At 39.6% G+C, this 15085-nt stretch carries 10 protein-coding genes; 6 read left to right on the forward strand and 4 right to left on the reverse strand.

Translation table 11 applies throughout. From position 1 onward, the window contains the following. Nucleotides 1-99: 99 nt before the first annotated feature. A complete protein-coding gene (gene phbB / locus ABVT42_RS16295; RefSeq protein WP_353896840.1) occupies nt 100-846 on the forward strand; it encodes an acetoacetyl-CoA reductase in 747 nt (248 codons plus the stop codon). Between the two features lie 177 nt (nt 847-1023). On the opposite strand, the gene phaC is transcribed toward phbB, so the two are convergent. Next, entirely contained in the window at nt 1024-2853 is a 1830-nt protein-coding gene (gene phaC / locus ABVT42_RS16300) for a class I poly(R)-hydroxyalkanoic acid synthase (protein ID WP_353896839.1), read from the reverse strand. 196 nt (nt 2854-3049) lie between these two features. Continuing rightward, nucleotides 3050-3439: a phasin family protein gene (locus ABVT42_RS16305; protein ID WP_353896838.1), complete on the reverse strand. Its 390-nt coding sequence runs from the start codon at nt 3437-3439 to the stop codon at nt 3050-3052. A 522-nt stretch (nt 3440-3961) separates the two neighbouring features. On the opposite strand from ABVT42_RS16305, the gene fabI reads away from it, so the two are divergent. The 3 genes from fabI (at nt 3962) to ABVT42_RS16320 (ending at nt 7969) form a co-directional block, all read left to right on the forward strand. After that, nucleotides 3962-4747 carry an enoyl-ACP reductase FabI gene (gene fabI, locus ABVT42_RS16310; RefSeq protein WP_353896837.1) on the forward strand — a complete coding sequence of 262 codons (786 nt, stop codon included), beginning with the start codon at nt 3962-3964 and terminating at the stop codon, nt 4745-4747. Between the two features lies 1 nt (nt 4748). Continuing rightward, on the forward strand, nt 4749-6146 hold the full coding sequence (locus ABVT42_RS16315) for a bifunctional enoyl-CoA hydratase/phosphate acetyltransferase (RefSeq protein WP_353896836.1): 1398 nt from the start codon (nt 4749-4751) through the stop codon (nt 6144-6146). Between the two features lie 452 nt (nt 6147-6598). Next, complete coding sequence (locus ABVT42_RS16320) at nt 6599-7969, forward strand: dipeptidase (RefSeq protein ID WP_353896835.1); 1371 nt, start codon at nt 6599-6601, stop codon at nt 7967-7969. A 121-nt stretch (nt 7970-8090) separates the two neighbouring features. Here ABVT42_RS16320 and ABVT42_RS16325 read toward each other — a convergent pair whose 3' ends face one another. After that, nucleotides 8091-9464 carry a glycosyltransferase gene (locus ABVT42_RS16325; RefSeq protein ID WP_353896834.1) on the reverse strand — a complete coding sequence of 458 codons (1374 nt, stop codon included), beginning with the start codon at nt 9462-9464 and terminating at the stop codon, nt 8091-8093. After that, the gene (uvrA, locus tag ABVT42_RS16330) at nt 9461-12295 is read right to left on the reverse strand and encodes an excinuclease ABC subunit UvrA (RefSeq protein ID WP_353896833.1); all 2835 of its coding nucleotides are present in this window, start codon (nt 12293-12295) and stop codon (nt 9461-9463) included. Before uvrA ends, ABVT42_RS16325 begins: the two co-directional genes overlap by 4 nt. 220 nt (nt 12296-12515) lie before the next feature. On the opposite strand from uvrA, the gene ABVT42_RS16335 reads away from it, so the two are divergent. Next, on the forward strand, nt 12516-13883 hold the full coding sequence (locus ABVT42_RS16335) for an MFS transporter (protein WP_353896832.1): 1368 nt from the start codon (nt 12516-12518) through the stop codon (nt 13881-13883). A gap of 67 nt (nt 13884-13950) precedes the next feature. Beyond that, nucleotides 13951-14439, forward strand: a complete 489-nt coding sequence (gene ssb / locus ABVT42_RS16340) for a single-stranded DNA-binding protein (protein ID WP_367024109.1) — start codon at nt 13951-13953, stop codon at nt 14437-14439. Nucleotides 14440-15085: the final 646 nt, after the last annotated feature.

The following is a 15085-nucleotide window of genomic DNA, read 5'->3' on the forward strand; positions in this document are numbered from 1 at the left end:
GCGTCTTTTTTGACATCTTTTTGCCATATTTAACTTCTAATATTAGACATTAAATTTTGCTTGTTTTTTTTCAAGTTGTTACATCAATGGAGATAAAAAATGAATCAAAGAGTGGCATTGGTTACAGGTGGAACTGGCGGTATTGGAACCGCAATATCTCGCCGATTAACACAGGAAGGTTATCGTGTTGTTGCTGGATATTTTAATCGTGGAAATCATGAAAAAGCACAGTTGTGGCAATTACAGCAGCGCGAAGCGGGATTTTTAATTGACATCAGTTATGCGGATTTAAAAGATCCCGAATCATGCTTGGCGTGCTATTTAAATATTCGCGAAACAATTGGACCTGTTGATATACTGGTGAATAATGCTGGTATTACCCAGGATTCAAGTTTCAAAAAAATGACATTTGACCAATGGCAAACGGTCATGGATACCAACCTTACCAGCGTATTTACGATGACACAACGCGTGGTACAAGACATGGTTGAAAGAAGCTTTGGACGGATTATTAATATATCCTCAGTGAATGGGTTGCGTGGTCGATTTGGTCAAACCAATTATGCAGCAGCTAAAGCGGGAATGCATGGGTTTTCTAAATCATTAGCATTTGAAGTTGCGCGCAAAGGAGTTACTGTCAATACAATTTCTCCGGGCTATATTGCAACGGATATGATTATGTCAGTTCCCGAAGAAGTGCGTAACAAAATTTTAGCAGAAATACCAATGGGGCGTTTTGGTGAAGCAGAAGAGGTTGCCGCCGCCGTTGCATTTTTAGTATCGAATGATGCGGCTTATATTACCGGTGCTAATTTGTCGATTAATGGCGGACAGCATACCTATTAAAATATTTGGGAATAAGAACCAGACAAAAAATAAAACAGTTTAATGGACTAAATGACTCAAGGCTACGAAACATTGAATCAAGTTATTTAATAATTGTTGCGTAGCCTAAAATCTGAAAAAATAAAATGTTAGTTAAATTTAAAAAAGTCTATTGAATCACAAATTACAAATCACAAATTACATTAAACTTAAACGCTGTTTAACATAAGAGCCAGGCGCATCTTCAATCACCGTGTTGGGGCCTTGTTCTGGGATTCGTGCAGCTACCTGTTGATTATTACGTTCTTGCATCCACTTAGCCCAATCTAACCACCAGGAACCTTCAACTTTTTTTGCATTTTTTACCCACTCTTTAGGCGCCATATTCAGTGAATCAATTTGGTTTAGCCAATGACCGTATTTGTTTTTTTCTGGAGAATTAATAATGCCAGCAATATGACCCGACTCACCCAATACAAAACGGACATCGCCACCGTGATGACGTGCACCTAAATAGCAAGACTCCCATTTGGCAATATGATCGAGTTTGGTTGAAATAAAATAGGATGGCGTGTTTATTTTACTCAAATCCAATCCTTTTCCCTGAATGACCACTTCGCCTGGGTGAACTAATGCGTTTTCAAAATAAAGTTTACGTAATACAAACTGATGGAGTCTGGCTGGAATATTGGTACTGTCTGAGCTCCAATACAGCAAATCAAACGGTGAGGGTTTTTCGCCTTTTAAATAGTTATTAACAAAGTAATTCCAATACAACTCATTTTCTCGCAGCAAATTAAAACTAACAGCCATTGCCCGTCCGTCAAAAACTCCGCGAGCTAACATGGTTTTTTCGATGGCGTTTAAAATGGACTCGTTAATAAAGATGCCAATCTCACCTTTATAAGTAAAGTCGAGTAGCGTAGCCAAGTAAGTTGTTGACTGAATACGGTTATCACCTGATTGTTGCAAATATGCGGTTGCTGCGCCAAGCAATGTTCCTCCCAGACAGTAACCAATACAGTGAATTTTAGATTGCTCAGTTATTTTTTCAATTTGGTTCAGCGCTTCGATTATGGCTTCTTGAATATAGTCGTCGAAACCAACATCTTTGTATGACTCATCAGGATTTACCCAAGAAATCATAAAAGTATCATAGCCTTGGTTAACTAACCAACGGGCAAAAGAATTTTTTTCACGTAAATCTAACACATAGTATTTATTGATCCACGGGGGAACAATTAGCATGGGTTGTTGATAAACTTTTTCTCCGACGGGTGAGTAATGTATCAGTTGAATCAATCGATTTTGAAAAATTACTTTACCCTGGGTCGCAGCCAGGTTCTCACCAATTTTAAATGCGGAGTTATCAGTAATGCTGATATTTAGCGTATCAATACTCTGTTTAATGTCGTTTTGTAGTTGGTCTAGCCCACTCAGCAAATTTGCACCACCAGTTTGTAGTGTTTTTATCAGTGCTTCAGGGTTAGTTAATAAAAAATTAGACGGCGATATTGCGCTAATCCATTGTCGGGCAAAAAATAGCAATTTTTCTTTGGTGATATCGTCAATTTCTTGCAGACTGTTAATAAAGTCAATATAAAAAGCGGAATTAATCAAATATGACTGCTTAATATAATCGAACAGTGGATTTTCAGTCCATTGCTCAGTTGCAAATCTTTTATCACCGGGTTCTGGTTGAGCAACTGGCAAAGGCTCGGGGTTAATTCCAGTCAGTTTTAAATAAATATTCTGTGATAATTGGCTGTGTTTTTCCCAAAGTGCGGCTTGTTGTTTTAACACTTGCTCGGGCTGTTCAAGTGGGGCTTTTAATATTGGCTGAATTGCGTTTAGGTAATCTTCACAAATTGCCTGCATTGGACCCTCGCCCAAAATTGGCGATGATTTAGCGTTTTCAATAACCAGATTCGTCCACTGGTTGGCTAGCTGATAAAATGAATTCATCCATTCCATATTGCTCTCAAAGGCGTTGGTAACCTTTTCATCATGATTATTCACGGTGTCCATTTGACGATCTCTTTATTTTTGATAGGTTAGTCATTATTAATATATTCAATTATCAACAACCAAACCCAATACTTAAATCATTAGGATTAAAGTATTGGGGGTAGTCTTGCTGACTCGCTTTACGTTTGAAATTTAAATAACAAACAGCAATAGCAAATAATAATTTATAGCGTTATTGTTAAACGCCTGTTAATTATTATGCGGTAGCGGTAGTTTTTGATTTTGCTTTATCACTTTTTTTATCTGTTTGCGCTTGATTAATATTGTCCTTTAATAACTCTTCAATTTCAGATTTAAACTGAAGCCCTATGTCAGTGAGGCGGCGCGCATCATCAATAATGCGCTGGTTGATTGATGTCATAAATTCCATTTCATTCTTGGCAAAGTCCTGTAATGTGTTGGCATCTTCGATTTCTGCTGCTGATTTTAATTGTTGGATGCCAAGTTGAGAATAAGTTTTAATAGACTCAACCTGAAACTCAGTTAACTTTTCAAGTTGTGAAGCAAAAGTCTGGTTCATTTGTTTTAATGGTTGAAAAAACGCTTTGGTTTGCTCAGAAAAAGATTCAAAAAGCTTATCGTTCATTGTTGTTTGCTCCCTTAGAAGTTTAATTCAATTGTTAATGTATAACATTTTTAGATTAGTGCTTGAATATGACACTTGTATGATAGTTGTGCTGGTTTGACTTGATTTGAATCATGTTTTTAGACGCTTAACTTGAATTGTCATTTTGTCTTCATAAATTTTCTGCTTTAAAGATAAATTACTATTTGGTTATCTCGTTTTTGATTTTTTGTTTTTTTATTTGAGATGTGTTTTGATTTCGTTTTTTCTCCTTTTAGTTGTTTGTTTTTTTGTTGACTGATGAGTGATGTTTTTGTGAAAAGACTAATGTGGCTGAAAGGCTTTGTTGCTGTGCTGGTGTAATCAAAATGTCATCTGTGCACGCTGTAATTTTAATAATTAATGCTTTCAATAGTAAGCTGCTTTAGCCGTAAAGTGTTTTAAGTGTTGGCTGGTTAGTTAATTTTAGCGTTTTTTTAATGCTTTATTTTAAAGATTTTTAATAATATTTTTTGAGAAAACATGACTTTAGGAATGCTGAATATGAATGAGCAAGGTCTATCGAGTTTGAAGGGCAAAAAAGGACTGATTGTGGGTATTGCAAATCAACATTCTATTGCCTGGGGATGCGCCAAAGTTTTGCATGCAGCTGGTGCAGATATTGCCGTAACCTATTTAAATCAAAAAGCCGAACCATATGTACGACCTTTGGCCGAAACCATTCATGCACCAATCATTGCCCCATTAGATATGTCTGACGATTCACAACTTAATGATTTGTTTGGTGTGATAACGCAACAGTGGGGTACACTTGACTTTGTTATTCACGCCATTGCGTTTGCCCCTTTAGCAGACCTACATGGGCGTGTAACAGATTCGTCTCGAGATGGATTTTTAAAAGCAATGGATATTTCCTGTCATTCTTTTATTCGAGTAGCACATATGGCTGAGCCTTTAATGGCAAAGCAAGGTGGCAGCTTATTGACGCTGAGTTATTACGGCGCAGAAAAAGTAGTTGAGCACTATGGCATTATGGGGTTGTGTAAAGCGGCATTAGAATCGAGTGTTAAATATCTTGCGGCTGAACTTGGAGATAAAAAAATTCGCGTCAATGCGTTATCTCCTGGCCCTATTGCTACACGCGCAGCGAGTGGTATTGAAGCATTTGAGCATTTGATTTCTCATGCCATTGAGAAGGCGCCAGAACATAGTGCAATCAATATCGAACAAGTAGGTCACTTTGCCCGTTTTCTGGTAAGTGATGAATCGCAACTGGTTACCGGTGGGACTTATTTTATTGATGCCGGTTTAAACATCATGGCGGCTTAAAATGACAGATTTAATTGAAAATATTACCTTCGATGAAATAAAAATAAATGATTCGGCAGCAGTTGAACATACACTAACAAATCGTGATATCCAATTGTTTGCGCTAGTGTCGGGTGATGTCAATCCGGCACATCTTGATGAAAGTTTTGCTCGTAATGAAATGTTTCACAAAATTATAGCGCATGGTATGTGGGGCGGATCTCTAATTTCAACAGTGCTTGGCACTCAATTACCTGGTCCCGGTACTATTTATTTAAGTCAGACATTTAAATTTATTAAACCGGTCGCTATTGGTGATACGGTAACTGCAAAAGTTACCGTGATTGAAAAAAATGAAGAGAAAAAACGTCTCACACTTGAGTGCACCTGTTTGAATCAATTAGGTGAAAAAGTGATTATTGGTGAAGCCCAAGTTATTGCACCAACTGCTAAAATAAAGCGTAAGCGAGTAAAACTACCAATCATTGAATTTAAGGATGAAGACAAACATGACGATCATTGCATTTTGCAATTAACCAAAGATCAAACTCTGCAACCGTTAAAAATTGGTGTGGTGCATCCTGCTGATGGTTTGAGTTTGATAGGGGTGAATGAGGCAAAAAATGCAGGGCTGATCGAACCAGTATTAATTGGTCCCGAGAATAAAATTCGCGCGGCTGCGGAATCAGTTGATATTGATTTGTCGGGCTTTGAGATTGTATCAACCCCCCATAGTCATGCTGCTGCTGAGCAGTCGGTTAAAATGGTTAAAGAAGGGCATCTCGAAGCGTTAATGCGGGGCAAACTGCAAACCGAAGAGTTAATGTACGAGGTAATGTCTAAGCGACGAGGATTGTGTACTAATCGCCACATGAGTCATGTGATGATGCTCGATTTACCGAATTATCCTCGCCCATTGTTTGTCACCGATGGGGCAATTAATATCTCTCCGAATCTCTCGCAAAAGGTTGATATTGTACAAAATGCTATCGACTTATACGTTAAATTGGGATTTGGTTTGCCTAAAGTGGCGATTTTGTCAGCAATTGAAACGGTGAATGAAGAAATTCCTTCAACACTTGATGCAACAGCACTTTGTAAAATGGCAGAACGGGGACAAATTACTGAAGCGTTTTTAGATGGTCCTCTGGCTTTTGACAACGCCATATCGGAAGAGTCGGCCGCTATAAAGGGGATCCGCTCTCAGGTTGCCGGTAAGGCTGATATTTTGGTGGTGCCAAGTTTGGAAGCAGGTAATATCCTATTTAAGCAACTGGCTTTATTTTCCGGGGCTAAAATGGCCGGAATTGTGTTAGGCGCCGAAGTGCCGATTGTGTTAACCAGTTTAACCAGCACTGCGGCTGCACGTAAAGCCTCCTGTGCGCTCGCCTTATTGGCATTGCGCGGCGAAACCGAATAGCCATAATAGTTTGCTAAACACGTATTCAAATTATCCCAGTTTAAGATGTTAGATGACAAATGTCAGGCACGGAAGCCTGATATTAAAGCGAATCTTCTTTAAGTCAATATTATCCATATGAATAATTAAATAGATAAAATGCATGAGGTTATGCATGATGTCATACGTAATGTTTTGCATCAGATCGCGCGTCATAGTGCGCATAAAGTAGTGGGTATTTCATACTGGATAGGTTTGATGCAGCAATTATATTTGCTTTAGTATCTAAAAGTTATCGCAATATTTTTATTTCACCCGGCTAATATTTGACTTTTAATTTTGACAAAGGCAAAGTAGCAACTCAATCTATGAAAAATAATAAGAAGTGTATCCATAAGTGATGCATTTCCGATTCTGATTTTCACTTCATCTTGTTAGTATCAACATTTTTAGCATAATATTGGGGAAGAATAATGAAATTAAAAAACTTCTGCCTGAATTCTGCGCTTGTCAATTCAGTGCTGGTTAAAGGTTCAGTTGTTGCGATTTGCTCCGCGTTATTTTTAGCTGGCTGTCAGGATAAGTCAAATGAGTCTGCCAGTCCTGCGCAAGTATCAAGTGAGCAGTCATCACCGTTGAAAAGTACGCAAGCAGAAAGCGTACAGCAGAAAAATCTGCAAGCAAAAACTATTCAGCCACTTGATGCCGAACAAGCAAAGATGTTGGCTAAAAAATATATCATTGTTGACACTCATATTGACGTGCCATTTCGACTGGATAGTGAGTATGAAGATGTGGCGCACGCAACCCCACATGGTGATTTTGATTACCCGCGTGCTGTTAATGGGGGATTAGATGCTCCTTTTATGTCAATTTTTATTCCTGCCTCATATGAAGAAAAAGGTGGTAGTTATCAAAAAGCTAATGAGCTAATTGATATTGTTGAAGGGTTAGTCAAAGCCAATCCTGATAAATATGCCTTAGCTTATTCAACAAAAGATGTGATGAACAATTTTAAACAAGGCATCATTTCTTTACCCATGGGCATGGAAAATGGTAGTCCAATAGAAGGCAAACTGGAAAATCTGGCATACTTTTTTAACCGAGGTATTCGTTATATTACTTTGGCACACTCAAAAGCCAATCATATTTCGGACTCTTCTTATGATGAAAATCGGCCTGCCAAGGGGTTAACCGAGTTTGGTAAAAAACTGGTTAAGGCGATGAATGACATTGGAATGATGATTGATGTTTCCCATATTTCAGATGAGGCGTTTTATCAAGTGATGAAAATCAGTCAAACATCGGTTATTGCATCACATTCTTCTGCTCGTCATTTTACACCAGGGTTTGAACGTAATATGAGTGACGATATGATTAAATTGCTGGCTAAAAATGGCGGTGTTATACAAATTAACTTTGGTTCGGGATTTGTTTCTCAAAAATCAATTGAACACTGGAATACTTTTAAGCAGGCAAGAGAAGACTTTATTAAAGAGAATAATGTCGAACGTTACAGCGATGAAGTTAAAGCATTTAGCAAAGCCTATCGTGAAAAAAATCCTTATGTTTATGCGACATTAAATGATGTCCTTGATCATTTTGATCATGTGGTTAAATTGGTTGGTATTGATTATGTGGGTATTGGATCTGATTATGATGGTGTTGGTGACAGTTTACCAAATGGCCTAAAAGATGTTGCTAGCTACCCGAATTTAATTCAAGGATTAAGTGAGCGTGGTTACACTGAGCAGGATATTGCCAAAATTTTATCAGGCAATGTGATGCGTGTGTGGAGGCAAGTTGAAGAATATGCCGAACAACAAAAACTGGCTGCTCAATAGCATATTATTGTCATTCAATTTATTGCCATTCAATATTTAATCTGAGCCAGAAAATACTGGCTCTTTTTTATACCTACACCTACACCTAAATCTTTCATTTTGAATTTTTAAACGTGTGTATTTAGACTTTATTTTTTAGCTCAATCCAGCGAGAAAGATAGCGTGTACTCTGTAAACTGTGATGTCTGAGCATCGCACCGGTAAAATTTTGCAAGCGGTGCTCCGACAGGTTTTGCTGTTGCAGCCTGATTTTGTCGATTAATTGCGGTCCGAGCTTTTGTGCATCATAGCGTTGAGTGAGTAATGGCTCAATTTGTTGTTGTTTGGCCGACCATAGCGCTTCATTCTGATAAAGAGAAACAGCGTGTTGAATAATCGTTTGTGGACTATTGGCAACCAGACCAGGCCATTGAGTTGCGCTATTGGTTTGCGTCTCTTTATTTTGAACATTCTTATTTTGAGCATCTTTATTTTGGTTTGGTTTGTTTTGGCCAAGCTTGTTTTGCTCGTCGTTGTTTTTTTCGTTTTGCATCATGCCTTCAACACCAATACTCGTGGTAATGCTTGGTGTACCTGCCTGCATGGCATCAATGAGTTTGCCTTTTATACCTGCACCAAATCGTAGTGGGGCTAAGCAGATTCTGGCTTGTGTTAAAACCTGCTGTACATCATCTGCTCGACCTTTTACTAAAAAACCATTTTTTGGATTATGTAATGCGGTTGCTTTTTTGGGGGCATATGAGCCATAGATATGCAATTCTGCCTGTGGTAGTTGTTGGCGAATTTGCGGCCAGATTTGATTCAAATAAAGGACGCTGTCCCAGTTAGGGGCGTGTCTGAAATTTCCGATAGTAATAAAATGCTGGCGCTCTTGAAAACTGGGCCAGTGATTGATTGTTGATTGCAGGGTCGATAAATCTAACATAAAAGGCAAGTGATGTAACAAGGCATTATCAACACGATAATAGTTAGTCAGTAAGTCAATTTCGTAATCCGAAATAATCAGACTTAAATCACTACGCAAAATTGCAGCTATTTCTCGTTTGGCTAAATCGCTGCATAAATCTTTTGCCGTGAGTGTTTGTTCTACTGTTAGTGTCTGTTGTCGCTTGAGTGCCGTTTGTCTGGCATTGCGTAAACACTGTAAGTCTTCGGTATCCAAAATACGCAATGCTTCGGGACAATTTTGTTCGACCCGCCAGGCAAATTGCTCTTCCATCATAAAACGATCGAATAACACGATATGAGGGTTAAGGGCTTTAACAAATTCATCAAAACTGCTGTCATTGAGCGCAATACTTGCAGTTTCAATTTGTAAGCTGCTTAAATCGACCTGAAACTCTGTGGTTTGTGCAGGTGTGGCAAAAATGACCCGCCAGTTCTGTTGACGAAACAACTTCAGGAGTGACAGCATATGCGCGCCAGCAGCTGACGATGCTGGCTCGGGCCACACATAGCCGATTACCAAAACTGTTTGCTTGGGTGGTTGAATCATCCTGCTTGTAAAATATCTTTTAAGAATCGGCCCGTATGTGACTTTTTATTTTGAGCAATGTCTTCAGGCGTTCCTTCGGCAATTATCTGACCGCCTTTATTACCACCTTCGGGACCTAAATCGATAATCCAGTCGGCTGTTTTTATGACATCCAGATTATGTTCGATAACTAAAATGGTATTGCCATGATCCCGCAGGCGATGCAGTACACTTAACAATTGTTTAACATCATGAAAGTGCAAGCCAGTGGTTGGTTCATCTAATATATATAGAGTTTTTCCTGTGTCTCGCTTACTGAGCTCGCGAGATAATTTAACTCGTTGGGCTTCACCGCCCGAAAGTGTTGTGGCAGCTTGCCCTAATCGAATGTAAGCAAGACCAACGTCAATCAAAGTCTGTAATTTACGTGCAATGGCTGGAATCGCATCGAAAAACTCGCGCGCATCTTCAACGGTCATTTCTAAAACTTCATGAATATTTTTTTCTTTATAGGTGACTTCAAGTGTTTCGCGGTTATACCGTTTGCCTTTACAGACATCACAAGGCACATAAATGTCGGGTAAAAAGTGCATTTCAACTTTAATGACTCCATCTCCCTGACAAGCTTCACAGCGTCCTCCTTTAACATTAAAACTAAACCGTCCTGGTTTATAACCCCGAGAGCGTGCTTCTTGTGTGCCTGCAAATAACTCCCTTACTGGCGTAAATATGCCGGTGTAAGTTGCTGGATTTGAGCGTGGTGTACGGCCAATTGGGCTTTGATCAATATCGACCACTTTATCAAAATGATCCATTCCCTCACATTCAACATAGGGCGAAGGTGAAAGGGTCGTTGCATTATTTAATTGAGTGGCTGCAATGGGATAAAGTGTATCGTTGATTAAGGTTGATTTGCCTGAACCTGAAACTCCGGTTACACAGGTAAAAATGCCAATGGGCAGTTTTAAATCGACGCTTTGCAGATTATTACCGGTTGCCCCTTTTAATGTTAAAAACTGATTATTTTTTGCAGGTGTACGCTGTATGGGAATTTCAATTTTTTGTTTACCAGACAAGTACTGACCGGTCAGTGACTTTTTATTTTTTAAAATATCTTTTAATTTACCTTCAGCAACTATTTCACCGCCATGAACCCCTGCACCAGGACCAATATCGAGAATGTGATCGGCAGTTCTAATGGCATCTTCATCATGTTCAACCACAATGACGGTATTGCCCAAGTCGCGTAAATGAATGAGGGTTTTCAACAAGCGCTCATTGTCCCGTTGGTGTAAGCCGATAGAGGGTTCATCGAGTACGTACATCACCCCAACCAATCCGGCACCAATTTGGCTGGCGAGTCGAATGCGCTGTGCTTCGCCACCCGATAAAGTTTCTGCACTGCGATCCATTGATAAATATTCCAGCCCAACATTCATTAAAAATTCAAGACGTGAGCAGATTTCGAGTAAAATTTTACTGGCAATTTTGCCGCGTTTACCGGGAAGTTTTAGTTTGTTGAAAAAGTTAAAAGCATCTTCTATCGACAGTGCAGTTAAGGTCGGCAGGTTTTTATTTTTAATTAAGACATTTCTGGCACTTTCTCTTAAACGACTACCCTGACAAGAGGGACAGGGTTGAGTTGCCATATATTTTTGCAGCTCTTCGCGCACCGCCATTGATTCGGTTTCGCGATAACGTCGTTGCATATTTGGGATTACACCTTCAAAGGTGTGATTGCGTGTCATAATATCGCCACGATCATTGGCATAGGTAAATTCGATTTTTGTTTTGCCACTACCAAATAAAATAATTTTACGGTGTTTGGCCGATAATTGATTAAATGGCATTTCAATATCAAAGTCGTAATGATCGGCAATTGAATTGAGCATATGAAAATAATAGACATTGCGTCGATCCCAGCCGCGAATCGCGCCGCCAGCAAGCGATATTTCAGGATTAACCACAATGCGATCGGCATCAAAGAATTGATCCACGCCTAAACCGTCGCAAGTAACGCAAGCGCCAGCCGGGTTGTTAAATGAAAATAAGCGAGGTTCTAATTCTGCTAAACTATAACCACATTGCGGACAGGCAAATTTAGCAGAAAACAACAGTTCTTCCATGTTGTCTTTGGTATCCATCGAGGCAACGGTCGCTAATCCATCGGCCAGTTCGAGAGCTGTTTCAAATGACTCTGCCAGGCGTTGTTTGAGATCTTGCCTAACCTTAAAGCGGTCAACGACAACTTCAATCGTATGTTTCTTATGTAACTCTAGCTTGGGTACATCATTGAGTTCATAAATTTTGCTGTTGACACGCACACGAATAAATCCTTTAGCCTGAAGTTCCTCGAATAGTTGTACATGTTCGCCTTTGCGATTTCTGACAACTGGCGCTAGTAACATAAGTTTACTGCCTTCGGGTAATGAAAGCGTATGGTCAACCATTTGGCTAACGGTTTGTGCTTCTAGCTTGGTGTGGTGTTCTGGACAATGGGGGGTGCCGACTCGCGCAAATAATAAGCGCAAATAATCATAGATTTCGGTAATTGTACCGACCGTAGAACGCGGGTTGTGTGAGGTCGATTTTTGTTCAATTGATATGGCGGGAGAAAGCCCCTCGATATGCTCTACGTCGGGCTTTTCCATTAATGACAAAAACTGACGTGCATAAGCTGACAGCGACTCTACATAACGCCGTTGACCTTCGGCGTAAAGTGTATCAAATGCCAACGACGATTTGCCTGAACCCGATAACCCGGTAATCACTATCAGCTTATCTCTGGGTAAGGTCACATCAACATTTTTTAGATTATGGGTTTTTGCACCGCGCACTTCTATATGATTCATGAGCTATCTAGTGTAATATCCGCCTTGAAAAATGAGCCCAGCATAATAACGCTTAACCAAGGTTAAGCGCAAAGACTAGTTGTTAGAGAGTATGACTAAATTGATTGAATGGTTTGGTATATCAAAAGGCAATTGGTTGATTGGTCAAGGGCAATAAAATCATCAGCTTAAATCATACATATAGCCAATAAATTCATTAAGTTTAATAAGTTAGAAAAGCATGAATAGTACTTCGGGGATGAATTCAACCGAGAAAAAAGCCGCCATTACATTAAGCAGTGTCTTTGCCTTACGCATGTTAGGACTCTTTATGTTGTTGCCGGTTTTCAGTTTGGCCGGTCAAAGTTTAATCGGCTATACGCCGGCACTGATTGGCCTGGCCATTGGGGCTTATGGACTGACGCAAGCAATTTTTCAAATTCCGTTTGGTTGGCTATCCGATCGCTTTGGGCGTAAACCCATTATTATGACGGGTCTATTATTGTTTGCGTTAGGTAGTGTCGTTGCGGCCTTAAGTGACCATATTTACGGCGTTATTATTGGCCGTTTGCTACAAGGTTGCGGCGCAATTGCCAGTGCGGTGATGGCTTTGGCTGCCGACTTATCGCGCGATGAACAGCGCACTAAAATTATGGCCAGCATTGGTATGAGTATTGGCGGTGCTTTTGCAATCGCCATGATATTTGGACCGGGGCTGACCAGCTGGCTCGGACTCAGTGGCGTATTTTGGGCAATTGCCGTGTTAGCCGTGTTAGCTATATTGGTTATCTATTTTTTAACCCCCAATCCTGAGCATCAATTTATTCAGCGCGATGCGATTGCCAACAAACAGCAGTTTGCCAGTATTTTTAATGATGGCCAGTTAATGCGACTAAACTTTGGCATTTTTACCCTGCACTTTTTACTCACGGCTTTCTTTGTAGCTTTTCCTATGCGGCTGCAGAATCTGGGTATCGACTTAGCGCAACATAGCTGGGTTTATCTAGCCACCATGCTAGGCGCAGTATGCTTAATGCTACCCTTCATTATTTATGCGGAGAAAAACCGGCAACATGCCCGAGTAATGCTGGCGGGCGTTTTATTGATTGGATTGATTCAATTAATGTTTGGGTTATTTGAAATGTCCATCTGGATTGTTGTTATGGCAATGATTCTTTATTTTGCCGGATTTAATCTATTAGAAGCGTTGCTTCCCTCAATGATTTCTCGAATTGCGCCTTTATCTGGCAAAGGAACCGCCTTAGGGGTTTATTCAACATCGCAGTTTTTAGGGGCCTTTTTAGGAGGGCCAGCCGCTGGGTTAGTAATGCAATTTTATGGTATCAATGGCATATACTTATTAGGTGCGGTGATGGCATTGATTTGGGCGGTTTGGCTGCTGGGATTAAATAATCCGCCTGCAGTAAGTGCTTACACGCTCACTATGCCTGATGTAGCAAAAGACGCTTTTCCTTCTTTAGTGGCTGAATTAAAAGCAATTGAAGGCGTTTCCGAAGCCGTTGCACTACCTGAGGCAGGCGCAGTTTACCTGAAAGTTGATAAAAAGCAGCTTGATCCGAAGAGCCTTGAGAAATATAGTAGGCGTTAACTTAGATTTTTTTGTACAGATTTTAATCTGTTATCGTTAATTCACAGATAATTGAGGAGTTACCCAAATGGCTAGCCGAGGTATTAATAAGGTCATTTTAATCGGAAATTTAGGTCAGGATCCCGAAGTCAGATATACCCCGAGTGGAAGCGCGGTAACCACATTAAATCTTGCAACCAGTGAAAGCTGGAAAGATAAAAATACTGGACAAATGCAAGAAAAGACCGAATGGCACCGTATCTCTATTTTTGGCAAGTTAGCTGAAATTGCCGGAGAATACCTGCGCAAAGGTTCACAAGTTTATATTGAAGGAAAATTACAAACCCGCAAATGGCAAGACAAACAAGGACAAGACCGCTATACCACAGAAGTTGTGGTTGACTTTAGTGGCGTAATGCAAATGTTAGGTGGTCGCGGAGAAGGCGGTGGCGGTATGAATCAGGGAATGGGTGGAGGTATGAACCAAAACAGACCGCAGCAGCAACAGCAACCTCAGCAACAAGCGCCAATGGATTCTGGATTTGATGATTCATTTGACGATGATATTCCGTTTTAGAATTTACTTTTGAAATAGTGAATGATTAATTATTTAAAGCCCTTATCTTGAGGGCTTTTTTATTTTTGTTATCGGAAAAACTTGAAGTTTTTTAGCGCTTTAACTTGCTTGATTTAGTTTGGATGTAAAAAATATTCAAATTTTTAAAAGGATTTGCAACCTTGTTAGTCTAACTAAAATCTTAGTGGTTTTAGTTTGCCTGCTAATCATCAAAAACTTTTAATTAAAACGGAGAGAGGGAACCGCTCTATCACATACGTTAACATGAGTGAAACGCACCTTAAAAAATAAATAATTGCAAACTGGTTCACGAAATCAAATTAGTGAGAGAAATAATACTTTGGTAGGATGTATTCATCACTAATCAGGCAAGGTGATAATTGTTTAGTTACCCGTGATATTTTGAATGTAGAGAAAGTATTCAAATATCAAAAAAAATTGAAAAGTGAGTCAATTCTTAAAAAGGACTTAGCATCATGTTATTCGACCCATTCTACGTCAGATCGCGCAGCCGCAGGCGCTTTTTATTTGCCCCTTATTTTTTTGAAGCTAACCCCCTCGAATTTGAAATTAATACCGAATGTAAAACTCGTGATGATATTTTTATCAAGCAGTTTTTATGGCGACTGACCGACGAACAAAACTT

Origin of the sequence: Aliikangiella maris, from assembly GCF_040719265.1 — a bacterium.
In the GTDB taxonomy this organism is placed as follows: domain Bacteria; phylum Pseudomonadota; class Gammaproteobacteria; order Enterobacterales; family Kangiellaceae; genus Aliikangiella; species Aliikangiella maris.